This is a genomic window from Collimonas sp. GW821-FHT07E08 (genome assembly GCF_059418905.1).
In genome coordinates this window covers 45,441-63,102 of the sequence record NZ_JBWKQR010000003.1, presented here as the reverse complement: position 1 = coordinate 63,102, position 17,662 = coordinate 45,441, and the positions used below count along the sequence as shown (strand labels likewise).

At 56.7% G+C, this 17,662-nt stretch carries 20 protein-coding genes; 8 read left to right on the top strand and 12 right to left on the bottom strand.

Translation table 11 applies throughout. The features are described from left to right. Positions 1 to 3: 3 nt before the first annotated feature. The 4 genes from AC07RZ_RS04760 to AC07RZ_RS04745 form a co-directional block, all read right to left on the bottom strand. Positions 4 to 261, bottom strand: a complete 258-nt coding sequence (locus tag AC07RZ_RS04760; protein ID WP_494667093.1) for a hypothetical protein — start codon at positions 259 to 261, stop codon at positions 4 to 6. An 18-nt stretch (positions 262 to 279) separates the two neighbouring features. Further along, positions 280 to 696 carry a cyclic nucleotide-binding domain-containing protein gene (locus AC07RZ_RS04755; protein WP_494667092.1) on the bottom strand — a complete coding sequence of 139 codons (417 nt, stop codon included), beginning with the start codon at positions 694 to 696 and terminating at the stop codon, positions 280 to 282. Positions 697 to 1,084: 388 nt separating this feature from the next. Then, complete coding sequence (locus tag AC07RZ_RS04750) at positions 1,085 to 2,218, bottom strand: ABC transporter substrate-binding protein (RefSeq protein ID WP_494667091.1); 1,134 nt, start codon at positions 2,216 to 2,218, stop codon at positions 1,085 to 1,087. A 78-nt stretch (positions 2,219 to 2,296) separates the two neighbouring features. Continuing rightward, positions 2,297 to 3,562: a serine hydrolase domain-containing protein gene (locus tag AC07RZ_RS04745; protein WP_494667090.1), complete on the bottom strand. Its 1,266-nt coding sequence runs from the start codon at positions 3,560 to 3,562 to the stop codon at positions 2,297 to 2,299. A 118-nt stretch (positions 3,563 to 3,680) separates the two neighbouring features. Between AC07RZ_RS04745 and AC07RZ_RS04740 the strand changes: the two genes are divergently transcribed. After that, positions 3,681 to 4,595 carry a LysR family transcriptional regulator gene (locus tag AC07RZ_RS04740; protein ID WP_494667089.1) on the top strand — a complete coding sequence of 305 codons (915 nt, stop codon included), beginning with the start codon at positions 3,681 to 3,683 and terminating at the stop codon, positions 4,593 to 4,595. Between the two features lie 71 nt (positions 4,596 to 4,666). On the opposite strand, the gene AC07RZ_RS04735 is transcribed toward AC07RZ_RS04740, so the two are convergent. Together AC07RZ_RS04735 and AC07RZ_RS04730 are read right to left on the bottom strand one after the other, a co-directional pair. Further along, entirely contained in the window at positions 4,667 to 5,614 is a 948-nt protein-coding gene (locus tag AC07RZ_RS04735) for an NADP-dependent oxidoreductase (RefSeq protein ID WP_494667088.1), read from the bottom strand. A 230-nt stretch (positions 5,615 to 5,844) separates the two neighbouring features. After that, complete coding sequence (locus AC07RZ_RS04730; protein ID WP_494667268.1) at positions 5,845 to 6,585, bottom strand: ABC transporter substrate-binding protein; 741 nt, start codon at positions 6,583 to 6,585, stop codon at positions 5,845 to 5,847. 613 nt (positions 6,586 to 7,198) lie between these two features. Here AC07RZ_RS04730 and AC07RZ_RS04725 point away from each other — a divergent pair. The 3 genes from AC07RZ_RS04725 (at position 7,199) to AC07RZ_RS04715 (ending at position 9,228) form a co-directional block, all read left to right on the top strand. Beyond that, positions 7,199 to 7,753 carry a cytochrome b gene (locus AC07RZ_RS04725; RefSeq protein WP_494667087.1) on the top strand — a complete coding sequence of 185 codons (555 nt, stop codon included), beginning with the start codon at positions 7,199 to 7,201 and terminating at the stop codon, positions 7,751 to 7,753. A gap of 287 nt (positions 7,754 to 8,040) precedes the next feature. Beyond that, positions 8,041 to 9,006, top strand: coding sequence for a universal stress protein (locus AC07RZ_RS04720; RefSeq protein ID WP_494667086.1), 966 nt, complete (start codon positions 8,041 to 8,043; stop codon positions 9,004 to 9,006). A 27-nt stretch (positions 9,007 to 9,033) separates the two neighbouring features. Next, entirely contained in the window at positions 9,034 to 9,228 is a 195-nt protein-coding gene (locus AC07RZ_RS04715; RefSeq protein WP_494667085.1) for a hypothetical protein, read from the top strand. Positions 9,229 to 9,316: 88 nt separating this feature from the next. Here the strand turns inward: AC07RZ_RS04715 and AC07RZ_RS04710 are convergent, their stop codons facing one another. Both AC07RZ_RS04710 and AC07RZ_RS04705 read right to left on the bottom strand, forming a co-directional pair. Next, complete coding sequence (locus AC07RZ_RS04710) at positions 9,317 to 9,742, bottom strand: lipocalin-like domain-containing protein (protein WP_494667084.1); 426 nt, start codon at positions 9,740 to 9,742, stop codon at positions 9,317 to 9,319. Positions 9,743 to 9,963: 221 nt separating this feature from the next. Further along, entirely contained in the window at positions 9,964 to 10,347 is a 384-nt protein-coding gene (locus AC07RZ_RS04705; protein WP_494667083.1) for a VOC family protein, read from the bottom strand. A gap of 144 nt (positions 10,348 to 10,491) precedes the next feature. On the opposite strand from AC07RZ_RS04705, the gene AC07RZ_RS04700 reads away from it, so the two are divergent. Beyond that, on the top strand, positions 10,492 to 10,740 hold the full coding sequence (locus AC07RZ_RS04700; protein WP_098497462.1) for a DUF3297 family protein: 249 nt from the start codon (positions 10,492 to 10,494) through the stop codon (positions 10,738 to 10,740). A gap of 369 nt (positions 10,741 to 11,109) precedes the next feature. On the opposite strand, the gene AC07RZ_RS04695 is transcribed toward AC07RZ_RS04700, so the two are convergent. Both AC07RZ_RS04695 and AC07RZ_RS04690 read right to left on the bottom strand, forming a co-directional pair. Then, the gene (locus tag AC07RZ_RS04695) at positions 11,110 to 11,490 is read right to left on the bottom strand and encodes a hypothetical protein (protein WP_494667082.1); all 381 of its coding nucleotides are present in this window, start codon (positions 11,488 to 11,490) and stop codon (positions 11,110 to 11,112) included. Positions 11,491 to 11,667: 177 nt separating this feature from the next. Further along, positions 11,668 to 12,528, bottom strand: coding sequence for an SDR family oxidoreductase (locus tag AC07RZ_RS04690; RefSeq protein ID WP_494667081.1), 861 nt, complete (start codon positions 12,526 to 12,528; stop codon positions 11,668 to 11,670). 89 nt (positions 12,529 to 12,617) lie between these two features. Here AC07RZ_RS04690 and AC07RZ_RS04685 point away from each other — a divergent pair, with 89 nt between their 5' ends. Further along, positions 12,618 to 13,070 (top strand): winged helix-turn-helix transcriptional regulator, encoded by a 453-nt coding sequence (locus AC07RZ_RS04685; RefSeq protein ID WP_342831158.1) that lies wholly within the window; start codon positions 12,618 to 12,620, stop codon positions 13,068 to 13,070. 172 nt (positions 13,071 to 13,242) lie between these two features. Here AC07RZ_RS04685 and AC07RZ_RS04680 read toward each other — a convergent pair whose 3' ends face one another. Further along, positions 13,243 to 14,028: a lysozyme inhibitor LprI family protein gene (locus tag AC07RZ_RS04680; RefSeq protein ID WP_494667080.1), complete on the bottom strand. Its 786-nt coding sequence runs from the start codon at positions 14,026 to 14,028 to the stop codon at positions 13,243 to 13,245. On the opposite strand from AC07RZ_RS04680, the gene AC07RZ_RS04675 reads away from it, so the two are divergent. Further along, positions 13,982 to 15,070: a fatty acid desaturase gene (locus tag AC07RZ_RS04675; protein WP_494667079.1), complete on the top strand. Its 1,089-nt coding sequence runs from the start codon at positions 13,982 to 13,984 to the stop codon at positions 15,068 to 15,070. The two genes, AC07RZ_RS04680 and AC07RZ_RS04675, sit on opposite strands and share 47 nt — an antisense overlap. 92 nt (positions 15,071 to 15,162) lie before the next feature. Next, a complete protein-coding gene (gene fnr, locus AC07RZ_RS04670; RefSeq protein WP_494667267.1) occupies positions 15,163 to 15,915 on the top strand; it encodes a fumarate/nitrate reduction transcriptional regulator Fnr in 753 nt (250 codons plus the stop codon). A gap of 79 nt (positions 15,916 to 15,994) precedes the next feature. Here fnr and hemN read toward each other — a convergent pair whose 3' ends face one another. After that, positions 15,995 to 17,413 (bottom strand): oxygen-independent coproporphyrinogen III oxidase, encoded by a 1,419-nt coding sequence (gene hemN, locus AC07RZ_RS04665; RefSeq protein WP_494667078.1) that lies wholly within the window; start codon positions 17,411 to 17,413, stop codon positions 15,995 to 15,997. Positions 17,414 to 17,662: the final 249 nt, after the last annotated feature.

Genomic DNA, 17,662 nt, shown 5'->3' with positions numbered 1-17,662 from the left:
GGCTCAATATTTCCATCTGAGATAGAGAGCCACCGCCACCGGGATCAAAAATACCGCAAGAAAAATGGGCAGTTCGTCGGCCACCGGATAGCCGGCCCGGGCCACCCCGAACCACAGGTTCGCCGCCGCTCCGAACAGCCACAACACAATGAACGCCAGGACCGAAGCACCGATGGCGCCAGGTCCGCCGAGCATACGCCCTACGCCGAGGCAGATAGCCAGCAATAGCAGGCCGGATGTGATCACCTTAACGGTATGCATGGGATATTTCCTTCCTGCTCAAGGCTTCAGAATCTCGGAATAGAATTGCACCCCGCGCAGTAAATGCCGGTCGAAATCGAAACCCTGGCGTATCATCTGGTTGAAATCTTCCAGCCGGATCTCCATCACGTAACTATCGGCGCTAGCCATCAGGCGCGAAGCAACGGCAGCAGCGTGCACTGTGTCAGCGCCGTACCAGTTGCCTGGATCTGCGTGGCCGACCGGATATTTCCCGTTGTCGGTCTCGATTTGCCAGCCACCGTCCAACAGCACCCAGAAACTGCCGGGATCGCTGTCGCTGCGGGCAATCAGGTTGCCCTTGGCCGCTTCCCACTCCTTCGAATGGTCGATGACCCATTGCAGCTGCTTGCGGTTGAGGCCGGTGAAGAATGGCGTCTTGGCCAGCAGGTGCAGATAGGTGATGGATGGTTTCATGTTGCCTCCTTGCGATGCCAATGCGGCGATTTTCGGACTCGCCGCCGCTGCCATTGGCGGCGGCGGATGCTGTTCGACTTGCAGATCCGCGTTCAAGCATTCACCCGCGGGCTGTGCAGATGTTTCAGGCCGATGCCGCGCGGTGCGCCCGTGACAATTGCTGCTAGTTGGTTTGTGTTGTTCACTCGAAATTCCTTGATGCTGGTTTTTAGCGCTGCCGAAGCCGCTTCGTCACTTCCGACGAATCTGTCGTGCAAAGCAGTGGCACATCATGCCGGTCAATTTATCGTGGATAAACCGCCTGAAACTGATTTCACAATTCAGCAAGCACCAACAATCGCCTTGACCCTCGCACGCGGAAAGCACCTGATTTCAAGGACATGGCGCGCTATTTTGCTGCGCCCTGGAGCACGGCGAGCTTGCCGCCGCGCATACCGACGATTTGCATCGCCGTATGTGCGTGATTATTTTTATCCATGGTGAAGGTTCCGCCAGAAAGAGACGGCATCGCGCTTGCTTTCAACGCTGCCTGGATAGCCTGCGGCGCGTCGGAACCGGCGCGGCCAATTGCGTCGGCGACCAGCTTTGTCGCCTCGTACGCGAAGAACGCGCGCTGTGTCGGCGCAATGCCATATTTGTCTTGATAGGCGCGAACAAAGACTGCCACTTCCGGTACCGGCGGCGTGAACACGGATATTCCCGACGCCTTCTCAAATTCAGGCGAAGCCAGGAATTTGGGAGAAAGCGTGGTTGCGGCAACCGCAAAATCAATGCGTCCGGCCAGGGGAATTTTTCCGCCGCTTTGCTCATAGGCCCGGAGAAATGCGACGCTTGAACTGGTCAGCACCGTAAGGATACGGTCCGGGGCAGGCGCCGCAAGCTTTGCAACGACATCGTCGATGTCTGTTGCGCCACTCTTGATTACTTGCGTGGCGACGGCGGCAATTCCCGATTCAGCGGCAGCTGACTCCATGGCATGCGCGTTTGCCAGGCTGAAGGCATTGTCGTCCGCGACAATCGCCACGCTGCGGACGTTCTGCGATTTCAGCCAGCGGATCGTAGCCATTGCGATGTCCAATTCTGACGGATTGGTCTTGAAAACATACTCGAAACCGCCAATCCCGGCGGCGGCAACGAACTCCTGCCCGGCTGAGATATCGATCACAAATGGCATCCGCGCCGCGTTGGCGATCGGCATCACTGCTTTTGTGACAGGGGTTGCCAAGGCGCCCAAGAGCACCGAGACATGCTGTTGTTCAATAAGGCGCCGCGCGCCAGCAATTCCGGTTGCAGGATCAGCAGAGTTATCGGCGTAGCTCGCTTCCACCTGGCGGCCAAGCACTCCACCGGACCGGTTGATTTCGTTCAGCGCCAGTTCGACGCCATACTGTTCGCTTTGCCCGCGATCAGCGTTTGGCCCGCTCAGGATGGTTGTCACGCCAATCCGTATCGGAGGAGCGCCGAACGCGGGCACTCCCGCAAACACCCAACACAATGCCAGCAAGCTCGGCAAAAATTTCATGTCCAACTCCCTGTTTCAGTTTTCCGTTAACGGTAAATTGTGCTTACCTCAAATACCGGCGATTTAGTTGGCTGCGAGCTAACCGGCGTAGACCGCGCGGCGCAGCGCCATCGGGAAATTGCCCGTCATTCCAGCGACAGCCGTATTCGTCAGCACGACGACGGAGAGCTTCTCAACCGGATCCACCCAAAAATTGCTGCCGTACACCCCAGACCAGCTCCAGGCGCCTTTGGACAAGGGCGACTTCGCCGCAGCCGGGTCTTCCAGCACCGCCACGCCAAGCCCCCAGCCGAGACCGGCGCCGGCGGTCAGCCTGCCTATGGCGTTGGTGGTCATTGCAGTTGCGGTTTCCGGGCGGATAATGCCCGCCCCGCCGGTTCGGATTGCCTCAGCGAAGCGCAGGTAATCGCGGGCGGTGCCCACCATGCCCACCCCTCCCGACGGATACGCCTTGGGATCGAAGGCCCGTGATGGCGCGTAGACAATCTCGCTTTGCCCGAACTTGAGCGCAAAGGAGTCCGTCATCCGAGCCGGCTGCGGAACCGCGTCGCCGTATGGCGTGGCTAGTAGTTTGCCTGCTGGAGCGACGAATCGGACGCTGGACATGCCCAGCGGGCCGGTGACGATGCTGCGCACGGCTTCCGCCAATGTCGTGCCGGTCGCGCGCTCAATGACAGCGCCGAGCACGTCGATGGCAATCGAATAGTGCCAGCCGGCGCCAGGTTCGTAGAGCAAGGGCGCCGCCGCAAGCCGCCGAAGATTTTCTTCGAGCGTCAGGCCAGACGCATCCAGTCCATCGGACACTCCCAAGCGATGGTAAGGACCATCCGGGGCTTCCAGGAAGCCGTAGGTCAGGCCGGCGGTATGCGTCAGCAGATGCCTGACCGTGATGACTGGCTCCCGCCCGTCGGCCAGCTTCGGCCGAAACCAGGGGAGCCAGCGCGTCAGCGGGTCTTCAAGACTGAGCTGGCCGCGGTCAGCCAGCGCCAAGGCAGTCACGCAGACGATCGGCTTGGTCATCGATGCCAGCCGGCAGATTTCGTCGATTGTCATCAGGCGTTTGCCCTCCCGGTCGGCGAACCCGGCGGCGCGCTGATAGACGACCTTGCCATCTTTCGCGGCAATCATCGTGGCGCCCACAATCCCGCCGCTGCCGACTGCGTCCTGGATAACCCCATCCAGCACATTTGCGCGGTCCCACGGAGACGCCGCCTTGAGCAAAGCGCGTTCAACGCCCCATACGGGACCTGCGACTGCAGCTGCCAGCGCGCCGATGGAGGCTGTGGCGAGCAGGTCTCGCCGCGACAGTTTCAAAGGGGACGCCTCCCTGGATGATGAATTCATTTTCTATTCCTGTATGCCAAACGGTTAATGCAGATCAGCCCTCAGGTTACATTCCCACCCGGCGACTGATAATATGGCGAATAATATTTTCAGTTCACACCAGGGGTGTTAAATAACCATGCTCGATCGCATAACAGGAATGCAGGTCTTTTCTCGTGCAGCCCGGGCAGGAAGCCTTTCCGCCGCTGCGCGTCAGCTGATGCTGTCGCCGGCGATGGCCACCAAGCACGTGGACGCGCTGGAGGAGCGCCTCGGGGTGCGATTATTCCAACGCAGCACCCGCAAGCTGACGCTGACCGAAGCCGGACAGCAGTACCTGGAGGTGTGCAACCGATTGCTGCCCGACCTGGAAGAAGTGGAAGCGGCGATTACATCGCAGCGCCTGGAAGCTACGGGGCTGCTACGGCTCAATACGCCGCTGTCATTCGGCGTGCGTTACATAGCGCCGCTCTTGCCGGCCTTTAACCAGCAGCATCCGAGAGTCGCCGTGGATCTGGGATTGAATGACCGCGTGGTCGACCTGATCGAGGAAGGCTGGGACCTGACGATCCGGGTGGGGCCGTTAAAAGACAGCCGCCTGGTGTCCAGGAAACTGGCAGATAGCGCCATGATCGTTTGCGCTGCCCCCGGTTATTGGACGCAGCATGGACACCCCAGGCTCTGGTCCGACCTGCAAGTCCACAATTGCCTCAGCTTCACGCTGTCCAACCTGTCGCGCCCGGACGAGTGGCATTTCGGCAAGGCAGGAGAGCGGCGCGTCGCCGTGAAGGGAACTTTGCGCACCAACAATGGCGACGCACTGGTCGCGGCCGCCGTTGCCGGGCTTGGCGTTCTTTACGAACCGGAATTCATCGTCGCCGATGCTGTCCGGCGCGGCGAACTGGAGCGGGTCACGCTCGATGCCGTCAGCGCAGATCTCGGCGGCATACATCTGGTCCGCTCGTCGGACCGGGCACCGCCGGCAAAGGTACGTGCCATGGCTGACTTCCTTCTCGCCGCATTCAATGCCAATCCGCCCTGGAAAATAAGCTGACATCTCGCGCCCTGCCCCGTCCAGCTTGCCTATATGAAGCGGATGCCAATCATCTTCCTGGCATTTCGCATTTATCCCGCAACATGGACCAGCACCTTGCCGACGGAATGTCCCGACGCAACATGGTCAAGCGCGCTACGTGCTTGTGCAAAGGGATATACGGCATCAACGACCGCTTTCAGCTGCCCGCCTGCCGCCAGCAAAGCAATTCCGTGCAATGTTGCCGAATTGTTGGCAAGCGGTGCAAAGGCGGCGCGGATCTCGCCGCGATTCCCTATCACGCGATCGATCAGTGAAACCAGCACGCCGCCAGGCTTGATGACACTCCACGAGCGTTCCTGCGTTGCGCCGCCGATTGGATCCAGCACTACGTCGACACCCGCCACGCGCTGCGTAAAATCGTCTTTCTTATAGTCGATTATTTCATCGGCTCCCAAACTCCTGATCAATGCATGATTCTCCAGCGATGCAGTAGCAATCACGTATGCGCCGGCCCGTTTTGCGAGCTGCACCGCGAACGAACCTACGCCGCCGGATGCCGCATGGATCAGGATTTTTTGTTTGGCGCCCAGGCGTCCTATATCGAACAACGCAAGCCACGCAGTGCCGGCCGCCGTAGGCAGCGCCGCCGCAACCTTGAAATCAACAGCCTCCGGGATCGGGCACAAACCGTGCTCAGGGGCGATAGCGTATTCGGCGAACGCCCCGCCAATCCGCGCATCAAGGCGGCCGAACACCCGGTCTCCGCGTTTGAAACGCCGAACCAGTTCGCCTGTCGCCTCGACTGTTCCTGAGATGTCGGTCCCGACGGTATAAGGGAAATTCAAAGGGAAGACGGCGGCCATCCGGCCGGACAGCAACTTGAGGTCGAGAGGATTTGCGCCGGCAAACTCTATTCGCACGCGCACTTCGTGCGGCCCTGGCTGCCCGGACTCGCACTCCAGCATCTTTACATGATCCAGTGATCCATAATCGCCGAAACGCAAAGCCTTCATCATCTTCTCAATCATTAAAGTCATGTTGAATCCGTTCCACCTGCGAGATGGAAACCTGGTCGCATTGATATCCTACATTTCACTCCCTTGATTGATAACCTGGCCATCATCAAATTCAGTTCTCACCAGCAGAATGAAATGCAGCGTTCAGAACCATGGCCAGCGTGCGCCGGCATGATCGGCGGCGCACGGCGCTGGTTACGGCTTGCGGAACAGGGCGTGCACGCATTGGCAATGGTTCTGCGGCCGCATGGTCACTCCAAGGGACCTGGCATAGAATTGCCCGCTGGAGCAACCGCAGCGCCATCTATTCCGTGCCGCTCCAATGCCGCGGCGACAAATCCGCTGGCTTTCATGTCTTCCACGAATTGTGCAAGGTAGGCTGAAGCTTCGGCTCCCCGACTCTTAGGCACCCCCATTGCCTGGCGGATGACCATGAAACGCTGGTCCAGCAGCCTCAGTCCGCGGATACGCCGGGAGTCGGCCTCAAGTTGCTGCTTCACCCCGGCAGCCGCCTCGGCGTGCGTTTCGATAAAGGTCTCGACGACTGTGGGAGAAGAGGGAGAACGGAGGATCTCCGCGTGCTTCAATTCGCGCGTCAGGTACAGGTCGTAGGCGCTGCCGGCGCCAACCACGACTCGGATGCCTGGCGCATCAACTTCTGCATTGTGTCGGATAGGAGAATCGTCCTTAACCAGGTAGAAACCTTCAATCAGGACGTACGGCGGCGTGAAGGCAATCTGGGCGCCGCGTTTAGGATCGATTGCAAAGAATCCGATGTCTGCATTTCCAGCAGCGACGGCATCTACCGATTTTCCGGCAGTATCGACAACAAGCAACTCAAGATCCAATCCTAGCCGAGATGCGAATTCTCTCGCCAGATCCACGGATACTCCACGAGGCGCACCGGATGCATCTTTGCCGGCCAGGATCGGATTGCCCAGGTTGATGGATGCACGCAGGAGCCGTGTTCCAAGGATCGGTGAGAGAAGGATTGTTGTTGAGGCTGACTCCGAAGATAGCGCAAGTCGAAATTATCGGAAGCCCATTTCCCTTGCCATTTGCCGGTGTCCTGATTTTGGCTGTCGTAGTTATTGTAGGTCCATTGTACAAACGCGCCGACATTGTCATGTGACTTTTCATGCCAGGAAGACGCTGCCGGTTTGAAACAAGACGACCGCCATCGCAGAAAGCGGAATGGTCCGCGTACCGATCGTATAACCGGTGAGCTTGAATAATCTCCCGTAAAATATCCGATTCTTCGATCTCGAGAAATGAACACATTCATTTACCGCCCCTCTCCTTCAGTCTGTTTTGAAATTATTCTTGAAAGGTTTCGAGCAGGACAAAGAGAAAGTCAACGTACGCAAACTCGAAGCGCCCCATTTCCATGGCAGTGCGGGCATACATATTTACCGCTCCGCCCGTTAACCTGCGACGGCATCGTCGCCCTCGATAAGGCTACCATGCATGGATCGCTGCCTGGACTGCGTTCCTAAGTTGATCCTAATTCCGAGCTGATATAAGGTGCAGGGGAAACTGGGTGATTCGCAGTGGTCCAAGCCAGACCGAGCCACAAACTTCTAGCTAAAATGAGGGCCTCCCGCCATGCACGTAACGCACAACAACGACTCCGCCAAATATGGTTCGCTCGCCATAGGGATTCATTGGCTGACCCTGCTGCTGCTCGTCGCCGTCTATGCAACGATGGAGCTGCACGGCATTTTCCCTAAAGGCAGCGATGGCCGCAACGGCATGATGACGTGGCATTACATGCTTGGCCTGACAGTCCTGGCGATCGTCGCGTTACGCTTGGTGGTGCGGTTTTCCAGTGCGGCGCCGCCGATCCAGCCGCCGCCGCCGCGCTGGCAAATGTGGTTTGCCAACGCCATGCATGTAGCGCTGTACGCTTTGATGATGGGCATGCCGATCCTCGGCTGGCTGACGCTGAGCGCTGCCGGCAAGCCGATTCCTTTTTTCGGCCTGCACCTGCCCGCGCTGCTCAGCCCGGACAAGGAACTGGCGTCGCAAATAAAAGACGTGCATGAAACCTGCGCCACCGTCGGCTACTTTCTCATTGGCTTGCATGCCGCGGCCGGGCTGTTTCATCACTACGTGGTCCGCGATACGACATTGCGGCGCATGCTGCCGTTCAAGAACTGAGCGCGGGCGGCCGGACTGCGGCGCCAAGGCTGGCCGGATCAAGGAGGCAATGGCATCCGGCAAGCGGCTGCCGCGCCAGCCGGCGACGATGTGTTTGATCTACGTCAATCATTGCTTCAATTGCGCTTGCCGGCTTACCGCCAGGACATACAATGATTCTCAAGGCATGGGCTTGCATCAGCACCGGACCGCTCATGCCGAGACTGCCGGCCGGACTGCGCTGACGCCATGAATCCAAGGATGCGCGGATCAGGCAATCGTCCACGCTTCTCTTTTTGAGACACATCATGGCCATATGCAAAAAAATCCTGCTCGCTATCGACGGCAGCCAGGCATCCAGTCAGGCAATGGCAAAGATTGCCAGTTTCGCTACGCCTGGCGCCGCCGTGCGCATCGTGCATGTGCTGGAAGATCCGCTGACCATCTATCCGATGATCAATGAAGACTTCACCTATATCGAGCTGCTGCGCGAAGTTAACATGGCTGAAGGAAAGAAATTGCTGGCGCAAGCGGAAGCGGCCTTGCGTGCGCAAGGCTATGCGGTGCAAACCAGCCTGCCCGACCTGCGTGAGCTGGGCGGCGACATTCCAGCAGCCCTCAAGGCGGAAGGCGAAGCATGGGACGCCGACATGGCAGTGCTCGGCACCCATGGCCGGCGCGGCGTACGGCGCATGTTGCTGGGCAGCGTGGCCGAACATTTCGTACGTATTTCAGAGCGCCCGGTGCTGCTGGTCCACCCGATTGAGCAAGCGGCTGGAAGGCTTGGCCATGCGCCTCCCGCAGCGCCGGCGCAAACCGGCATGCTCAAGCGCATCCTGGTAGCGGTAGACGGCAGCGAACTTGCGCAAAGCGCTTTGCGCCAGGCTAGCGCACTGGCCAAGGAGCACGGTTGCGAGATTCGCGCGCTGTATGTCAATGTCGACCCGTTTCTTGCCTTCCCCCTGCTCGGCGTCGTGTATTTCCAGCGCGAACCGATGCTGCAGGCAGCGGCGGAACAGGCGGCAAACATCAGGAAGGCTGCCCTGGATGTGTTCGACACCTTCGGCATCCGAGGCGATGTCCAGATATTAGACCTGGAGACACGCGAGAAGCGCGTTGCCGACCTCGTCAGGGAAGTTGGCAAGCGCTGGAACGCCAGCGCTGTCGTGATGGGATCGCACGGATTGCAAGGCATGCAACGGTTTATGCTGGGCAGCGTTGCCGAGCATTACCTGCGCATCGCCGACCGCCCGGTATTGATCGTCAAGTCCTGAAGCAGGAACGGCATCGAACGGACGACAATGACAGCTGACCTGGCAGAAGCCTTAGCGGTCGCCGCCGGCATCGGCTTGCTGATCGGCGCCGGATTTACCGCCAACACCTTTTCCAAGTGCGTGATTGCTTTCACCAGCGGCAACCGGCGCTTTGCGATGCAAGTCTTTCCCGGGCTGCTGCCGGTGGCAATTGCAGTCTGGCTTGGTTTGGCACTCAACTGAAAAAATGACAGCGATGTGCGCGCTGGTTGTCAACGCCCCGCAATGACCTGCAAACTAGCGGCCAGTTGCGAACCCGGCGCAGGGAAAATTACTCGCGTCTAAAACCGAGAATAGCCCTTCCTATTGGATTTCCCGTTACTAACGGATTCGGCATCCAGGCCGTAAAGACGACGAGCGTGTCTCCATCAAGCTTGTAGGATCGTTCCTGCTCACTGCCGTTCCAGGCTTCATTCCAAGATGCGTCAACCTTTGTGATGAACCTATCCCCATCTATCCGATACCGTCCTGTATAGGCCATCACAGTACGGAAAAGCGCCACCAGTTTCTCATCTGTATTCCCTGGCTCCCGCACCTTTGCGGTAATTAGCACCATCATTCGTCCACCAGAGTCGAAAATAAGGTATCCATTGGGGTCGGCGCCCCACGGTTGAGTGCGCTCCTTTGAATCCTGATGCTCAGTATCAAAAGAAACCAACCGCCAGCAACCGTGGAGCCTGGTGTCACGCTCAGACATATTCCCTCCTGTAGTAGTTCGCCTCAATGTACCCACCTGTCGGATATTGGGTAAGTTGCCATGCGGATTACAATAACACCGTCAAATTCGCGGAGTGCGCCACGGACCGCTCATGGCCGTTTTGAGCCGGTTGTGACAAGCTCAATTCGCTCCATTGCCGTCGGTCACATCAACACGAGTCGGCCATTCAATACTCACGCCCACCTCATCCCGCCGGCGATCTACTCGCCGCTCCCATAAGGTCGAGTAATGACCTCAAGGAGATGGCCATCCGGGTCCTCAAAATACACCCCGCGGCCACCGTCGTTCCGATTGATTTCTCCAGTCCGGCGCCTGCCAGGGTCTGCCCAATACCGCAGCCCTCGATCATGGATGCGGGCGAAGGTTTGATCGAAGTCGTCTTCGCCTATCAAGAAGGCATAATGCTGAGACGAAATCTCGCCATCGTTCTCGTAGAAGTCGAGTGAAACGTTATTGTTGAGCTGAACAACCAGCATTGGTCCGAATCGTGTGGCGGATTGCAGGCCCAGCACTTCCGTGAAGAATGTTGCTGATTTCTGCTTGTCGCGGCACCAGACGATAGTATGGTTTAGCTGCACGCTCACGTTGCGCCTCCTTTTCTTACAATAACTACTTCTTTTGCAGGTTGTCCGAACGTCCGCTCCTGGCTGAATGCGGTCAAGCAAGCGATTTAGCGAACCCACGCAAAAAATTTGTTTTGGTTAATCTTATAGTTGATAATTGTAGCCATGAACGATATCCAAAACCGCCCCCCACTTCCTGACCGGCTCTCAGTCGATCCTCGTAGCCCTTACTATAATGCCGCCATATTTGAACATGATGTCGGCATTAAACTTAACGATAAAGAGCGCTTCGAAGTCGAGGAATATTGCATCAGCGAGGGATGGATTAAAATCCCGGCCGGAAAGGCGCTGGATCGGAAGGGCAATCCCTTAATGACCAAAGTAAAAGGCACGGTCGAACCTTTCTATCGGTAAGCGCTGTTCTTTGATTGGCATTTCTTAATTTCCTTGATTGTCTGCAAGGCCGTGTGCGCCAACATTTTTTTCGATGGCGATTACACGTCCGCTTTTGGCCGTTTTGAGGCGGTCGCGACAGGTTGATTTCGCCCTAAAACTGCCTGTCAAGCTTCCCTAAAACCGATACTCAATTTGGTGTTTGACAATTCGCCTCTTTCGCGGATTTGAAACATAAATATGAAAAGAAAACCTTTCGATTTTGACAGGTTTCGCCTTCGCAATACACATGCTGCGTTGCTCGATCTTGATATTTATACAAATGGCATTAGCATGGCAATTCAAACATCAACTTCCATATCGAAAATTTCTTCAGGCGCGCTTACCAGATTACTCTCGACCAGCATTAGCTTTCACGTTCATCAGAACATTTGCGGTGAACGCTGCCAAGCCAATAATGACGCCGGCGGCAGAGATGGATACGATGGGAACTGCAGCAGTATGCCCTGTAAGCACCAAGCAGAGCCCGAGCATGAAAAATGGCAGGCCGATGTTGTGCAACCAGAAATGAATCCGCGCGAGCAGCGTCGACGCTGCGGCCGGGTAAAGTTGATAAATCAAACCCGCAAGCGCGAGCGAAGCCCAGCCTAGCAAAGCGAGATGCGCATGGACTGGAGCCAAAGCAAAATTTTCGGTCGCTCCCATATAGCCGCCAAGTAACGCGCCGATTAATAGATAGATTACTGCGATCTTGAGAAATCGAATACCCATTGGAACCTCCTGTAAAAAACAAACAACTGATCACTGACACGGCCAGCTAAATTAAACAATTGGTCATCCGCCAAACCTCGACGCTACAGAGGCTGAGTCAGCCAACAGCTCAGCGCAATACAGCGCATCACGTTGGTTGACAAAGCGTGGGCTTGGCGCCAATGTGCCAACAATTATCTATACCTTAAGTTCCGCTGCAATCGTTTCAGCCATCGGCGTTGTTGGTCGGCCGATCAATGCACTGAGCTGGCGCTTATCGTCGAAAAGGCCACCTTGCGAGGCGCCGCCATCAGAATCTGCCAGCAGATCCGCGACTGGTCCGGGCAAACCAAAGCCCACGAGCGCCGCTTTGTAATCCGCGCGCGGCAGGTTCATGTAGTTGACTGCCTTGCCTGACTGCCGCGAGATTTCGGCCGCGAACTCCGACAAGGTGTAGGCAGTATCCCCCGCCAGTTCGTAGACCCGTCCGGCTTGATCGGGAAGCGTCATCGCCAAAGCGGCCGCGGCGGCATAGTCTGCCCGCGCAGCCGAAGCAATTCGTCCATCGCCGGCGCTACCCATCAGCGCACCGTGAGCCAGCGCCGTTGGAATTGAAATCGTGTAATTTTCGGTGTACCAGCCATTGCGCAAGACAACGAATGGGATGGCTGAAGCTTTAAGCATCGCCTCGGTTTGAACGTGGTCAGCCGCCAACCCCAACGGAGATGTGCTGGCGTGTAGAACGCTCGTGTACCCGATCAGCTTGACTTCACAATCAATCGCCGCATCAATTACGGCGCGGTGGTGAGTGGCGCGCTGTCCGGGCTCGAGCTCGCTCGAAGATATAAGCAACAGCTTATCCGCACCGGCAAACGCTGTCCTAAGCGACGCTGGCTGCGTGTAATCAGCCTGACGGACTTGAACGCCGCGATTCGATAAATCGCTTGCCTTCGCTGGATCGCGAACTACAGCGACGATGCTTGATGCAGATTCGGTGCGTAAAAGGTTTTCAATTACCAGACGCCCGAGCTGCCCTGTGGCTCCTGTAACAACTATCATGACAAATTCCTTGGTTTGGTTGAGTAAGGCACTTACAATAAGGCATTACCTTACTTTCCGTAAGTACGCACCGAAAGGTTAGTGTAGAGATGGCAACGCAAACCAAACTGATCGCATCTGAGTCCTTTTCCGAACAAGTCCGACGCGAGGGGCTCCCGTCAACTGAATGCCCATGCCGTGAGATGCTTAAAGACGTCACAAGTCCTTGGGGCATACTGCTGCTTATCGTGCTGATGGGCGAAGTGCGACGTTTCAGCGAGCTGCGCAGGATGGTCGGCGGCGTGAGCGAAAAAATGTTGTCCCAAACCTTGAAGCGCCTGGAAGCACACGGGTTGGTTCATCGGAAGTCTTATGGGACTGTACCGCCCCACGTGGAATATTCCTTGACTCCACGGGGAAGAATTCTGGGCGAGAGAGTTGAAGCGTTGGCCGATTGTATCGACACCATGCTTCCCGACAGTTTAGATGCACGGCGCCCCCCTTCGCCCAAACACGCCTACCCTGATCTTGCAAGCACCGATGATCCTGTTACTCGACTTTGACGGCGTGTTCCATCTGGAACCTTGCTAGATGAAGGTACAACTGCCTGGCGGGTGCCTGTTTTTTCGAAGAGATCATGCGGGAATGTCCGTAAGTTGAAACCGGACGTTCAACGCTGCATTCAGCAGACTGTCGCGGCTAGCCGCGGCAGGTCTGCTGAATGACGTGCCAGGCCTAGTTGTTCGTAAGCGGAGCAAGCTGCTGCAAACAACTGTTTTGTTCGAACGGCCGCTTTTCCAAAGGAATTTTCTCGATGCACCGCATCGCCGAGCGGACTCGGCGCAGACGTTGCTCGGAATGGTTGAGCTCGCATTTGTTGGCATAGGTCGAAGGCCATGTACCGCCGGCGCCAGTCAGAGAACCAATTAACTCACACTCTTCGGCTCGGTATTTCAGCCACGCGGCTTGCTGGGTTTTGAGTGCCGCCAAAAGCCGTCCATCCACTGGCATTCCAGTGCTCGATGAAGAGGAAACAAGCTTAATCAGCTGATCGTGCTTGCTAGCCAAACGTTTCTCAACCGCCTTCTGTTGCTGAACCAGTAGAAGCCCTGTGTGCATGGAGCTTCCTTCCGGCCAGCACTCAGGACGATCCGTGCATTCGACTTCGGCGGACGCAACAGGCGATATGAATACCAGCACAAGTACCCATGCGCCGAAAAAAATGCGCAAAAAAAATGTGCGTGCAGGTAGCATTTTAAGATTTTTTTTCATCCGTTGGCTTCTCTTGATTTGATGTAGGACAAATGTCCTTTCTGGCCGATTGCAACTTGAACCAGCACGGCCATCTGCCAGGCAGTGCCAAGACGGAAAACAGACGAAGAAACCCGCAAGTCTTTGATCGAAATCAACACCAGGCCTTTCTATATCGCCTAAGATCAGGCGAAATTTTATCTCTTTGTCAAAGGCCTGCCAAATGATCCCCGTCCGCTTACCCGATCCGGTATCGCCGTCGGCTCCCATGCCGCATCGTAAAGTAATCCGTTCATGGCTGCTGCCGGTCGCACAGCGCAGCACCGGCCGTGCGCTGGCGTTAGTCTTGCTCGACTTGATCCTGTTCTCGCTGGCGATTGCCGCCACCGTCTGGCTGCACAATGCCGTAGCCAAATTATTGCTGGGCATGGCCGCCGGCTTTATCATTGGCCGCCTGTTCATTCTCGGCCACGATGCCTGCCATCAAAGCTTCACGCCGCACCGGCGCCTCAATCGCTGGCTCGGCCGCCTGGTTTTCCTGCCGTCGCTGACGCCATATAGCCTGTGGGATGCCGGCCATAACGTGGTGCATCACGGCTACACCAACCTGAAAGGTTTCGACTTTGTCTGGCATCCGCTATCGCTGGAGGAATTCCGCGCCCTGCCGCGTTGGCGCCAATGGCTGGAACGCATCTATCGCAGCGGGTGGGGACCTTGGTTGTACTACCTGGTTGAAATGTGGTGGCAACGCATGTATTTTCCCAGCCGGAAGAAAATGCCCACCCGGCGCTCGGTATTCGTCTGGGATGGCGTGCTGGTTACGATCGCAGCACTGTCCTGGATTGCTGCGCTTGCCGCTGCCGCGCTCGCTACCGGACAATCGATGTGGCTGATCTTGCTGGCTGGCTTTGTGACGCCGTTCCTGTTCTGGAACGCGATGATCGGTTTTGTGGTGTATGTCCACCATACCCATACCGGCGTCGCCTGGTACGAGCAAAAAACCGTGTGGGCGGCAGCACAGCCATTTGTCTCCACCACGGTCCACCTGACATTTCGCTGCCGCATCGGTGCTTTATTGCATCACATCATGGAGCACACCGCCCACCATGTCGACATGAGTATCCCGCTCTATCGCCTGAAAAAAGCACAGCAGATTCTGGAAACCATGCTACCGTCGCGCATCGTGATTCAGAAATTTTCCTGGCGCTGGTATTTTGATACGGCGCGCCGCTGCAAACTCTACGATTTTCAGCGCCGCTGCTGGACCGATTTTTCCGGCATGCCCACCAGCGCGCCGGCACAGGCCATCTGATCCAGCCCGGAATACTGTCGTCAGTCGATGTCCGGCGGTAAAATAGCGTGTTGCGACGAACCGCAATGCCCTATCTACCACCGGATTTCGCCATGCACCAGCCTTCCCCACACGCAGCGCCGTTGCTCGACATCACCGCTTTGCGCAGCAGTTGCTCTTCGTGCAGCATGCATCAATTGTGCTTGCCGATGGGGCTGGATGAGTCCGACATGCTACGTCTCGACAGCATCATCGGCCGCCGCCGTGTGCGCCGGAACGATACGCTGTATCGGATCGGCGACAAGTTCGGCTCCCTGTACGCAGTACGGGTAGGACAATTCAAGACCCATCAAGCCAACCCTGACGGCGCCCGGCAAATCACCGGCTTCCAGATGAGCGGCGAAGTGCTAGGCATGGATGCGATCAGTACCGACACCCATCAATGCGATGCGGTGGCCTTGGAAGATAGCGAGGTATGCGATATTCCGTTCACCCGGCTGGGAGAGCTGTTCGGCGACATCCCGACGCTGCTACGGCATTTCCACCGCATGATGAGCAAGGAAATCACGCGCGAGCAAAGCGTGATCCTGTTGCTGGGCAATATGCGTGCCGAGCAGCGTTTTGCGGCGTTCCTGGTGAACCTGTCGTCGCGTTACGCTGCGCGCGGCTATTCACCTACCAATTTCCAGTTACGCATGACGCGCGAGGATATCGGCAATTATCTTGGCCTGACGATCGAAAGCATCAGCCGCCTGCTGTCCAGGCTCAAGAAGGGCGGCATATTGAAGGTCAGTAAACGGGATATCGAACTGGTCGATTTCCAGGCATTGAAAACATTGGCATTGGGAGCCGGCACCTGCAACTGATTCGAAGCCGTTCGATCGCCTGCCAGCTTCATCACCAGCGGTTCTAATCCCATGCCAGTTCCAGGCGGCATGCAGGCGCCTAAATGGTTTTCGAATAACGCAACGGACTTTGCGCCAAGGCCAGGTAGCGATCAAACACCATGCAGATATTACGGATCAGCAAGCGCCCTTTCATGGTCACGGTGATCCATTCGTCATCCAGTTTGAGCAAGCCGTCTGCCGCCAGTAATTCCAGTTGCGTCAACTCGGTGGAAAAGTATTCAGAGAACTTGATAGGATAGGCGATCTCGATCGATGCAAGCGATAACTCGAAATTGCACATCAGGCGTTGAATGATCAGCCGTCGCAGCAAGTCATCCATGCTCAGCTTGGCCCCGCGCGCAATCGGCAATGCGTGCTGGTCGAGGCGTTGATAATAGGCATCCAAGGTTTTTTCGTTCTGGCTATAGCTGGCGCCGACGGCACTGATGGCAGACACGCCGCATGAGACCAGATCAGCCTCAGCGTGCGTCGAATAACCTTGAAAATTGCGATGTAGGCGCCCTTGTCGCTGGGCGACCGCTAAATCGTCGTCAGGCTTGGCGAAATGGTCCATGCCGATGTACACGTAACCAGCGTCGGTCAGCCGCTTTATGCAGAGGAACAACATGTCTATCTTGGCTTCCGGCGTCGGCAAGTCGACGTCGGCGATGCGGCGTTGCGGCTTGAATATATGCGGCATGTGCGCATAGCTGAAAACGGCGATCCGGTCCGGCGCCGCTGCGATCACCTTGCTCAGCGTTTGCGCCATCGATATCACATTCTGTTTCGGCAAACCGTAAATCAGATCTATGCTGACTGAGCGAAAGCCGGCATAACGGGCAGCATCAATGATCCTGAGCGTATCTTCCTCAGGCTGGACCCGGTTAACGGCTTTCTGCACCACAGGATCGAAATCTTGCACACCGAGGCTAAGGCGATTAAAGCCCTGGCGCCGCAATGTGACGATGCGTTTCGGCGTAACCGTGCGCGGATCGACCTCTATCGAATATTCCCCCTGCCCGTCCGGTGCAAACTGAAAATTCCGGTGTAGATGCGCAAGCAGATCCGTCATCTGCAAGTCCGTCAGGAAGGTCGGCGTGCCGCCGCCGAAATGCAATTGCTCGACCTGGTTCATGCCTTGAAACAATTCCGCCTGCATCGAGATCTCGCGCTTCAGGTAGGTCAGGTAGAGCGCCGCCTTGCCAAGACTCTTGCTGGCGACCTTATTGCAGGCGCAGTAGTAGCAAATCGTTTCGCAGAACGGGATATGCATATACAACGACAAGGCATGGCGCGCACCCATGTCACGCCTGTTGGCAACCGCCTGGAGATAGTCCTCGGAACCGAAATCTGTTGAAAACCGGTCTACCGTGGGGTAGGAGGTATAACGCGGTCCAAGCTGGTTCAGCTTGCGCAGCAAAGGGGCATCGAAACTGACTGCATCAATTGAGGGCAAGGATTTTCTGGAAGAAAACATGTACAGCCTCCGGTGATCGGATGTGTCAATACTCGGGACTGACCACATTCATTCAACACAGAGTATCGTGGGGGTCCGGTTCACGCTTTGACATAGATCAACTCTGATTCACCATGATTTTTTATCTCCCGGAATTCAGGACGCGGTGAAGTGGCCTTTTGCGTTTTGCTTGCACCAGTCGCCGGGATTGGCCAGTTGCCGCTCCGGCTCGTATTGACAAGAATGGATTTTGTACAGCCGTACTCAGAA

Coding starts and splice junctions, on each gene's coding strand:
- AC07RZ_RS04760 (WP_494667093.1), bottom strand. CDS start 261: ATGCATACCGTTAAGGTGATCACATCCGGCCTGCTATTGCTGGCTATC.
- AC07RZ_RS04755 (WP_494667092.1), bottom strand. CDS start 696: ATGAAACCATCCATCACCTATCTGCACCTGCTGGCCAAGACGCCATTC.
- AC07RZ_RS04750 (WP_494667091.1), bottom strand. CDS start 2,218: ATGAAATTTTTGCCGAGCTTGCTGGCATTGTGTTGGGTGTTTGCGGGA.
- AC07RZ_RS04745 (WP_494667090.1), bottom strand. CDS start 3,562: ATGAATTCATCATCCAGGGAGGCGTCCCCTTTGAAACTGTCGCGGCGA.
- AC07RZ_RS04740 (WP_494667089.1), top strand. CDS start 3,681: ATGCTCGATCGCATAACAGGAATGCAGGTCTTTTCTCGTGCAGCCCGG.
- AC07RZ_RS04735 (WP_494667088.1), bottom strand. CDS start 5,614: ATGACTTTAATGATTGAGAAGATGATGAAGGCTTTGCGTTTCGGCGAT.
- AC07RZ_RS04725 (WP_494667087.1), top strand. CDS start 7,199: ATGCACGTAACGCACAACAACGACTCCGCCAAATATGGTTCGCTCGCC.
- AC07RZ_RS04720 (WP_494667086.1), top strand. CDS start 8,041: ATGGCCATATGCAAAAAAATCCTGCTCGCTATCGACGGCAGCCAGGCA.
- AC07RZ_RS04715 (WP_494667085.1), top strand. CDS start 9,034: ATGACAGCTGACCTGGCAGAAGCCTTAGCGGTCGCCGCCGGCATCGGC.
- AC07RZ_RS04710 (WP_494667084.1), bottom strand. CDS start 9,742: ATGTCTGAGCGTGACACCAGGCTCCACGGTTGCTGGCGGTTGGTTTCT.
- AC07RZ_RS04700 (WP_098497462.1), top strand. CDS start 10,492: ATGAACGATATCCAAAACCGCCCCCCACTTCCTGACCGGCTCTCAGTC.
- AC07RZ_RS04695 (WP_494667082.1), bottom strand. CDS start 11,490: ATGGGTATTCGATTTCTCAAGATCGCAGTAATCTATCTATTAATCGGC.
- AC07RZ_RS04690 (WP_494667081.1), bottom strand. CDS start 12,528: ATGATAGTTGTTACAGGAGCCACAGGGCAGCTCGGGCGTCTGGTAATT.
- AC07RZ_RS04685 (WP_342831158.1), top strand. CDS start 12,618: ATGGCAACGCAAACCAAACTGATCGCATCTGAGTCCTTTTCCGAACAA.
- AC07RZ_RS04675 (WP_494667079.1), top strand. CDS start 13,982: ATGATCCCCGTCCGCTTACCCGATCCGGTATCGCCGTCGGCTCCCATG.
- AC07RZ_RS04680 (WP_494667080.1), bottom strand. CDS start 14,028: ATGGGAGCCGACGGCGATACCGGATCGGGTAAGCGGACGGGGATCATT.
- fnr (WP_494667267.1), top strand. CDS start 15,163: ATGCACCAGCCTTCCCCACACGCAGCGCCGTTGCTCGACATCACCGCT.
- hemN (WP_494667078.1), bottom strand. CDS start 17,413: ATGTTTTCTTCCAGAAAATCCTTGCCCTCAATTGATGCAGTCAGTTTC.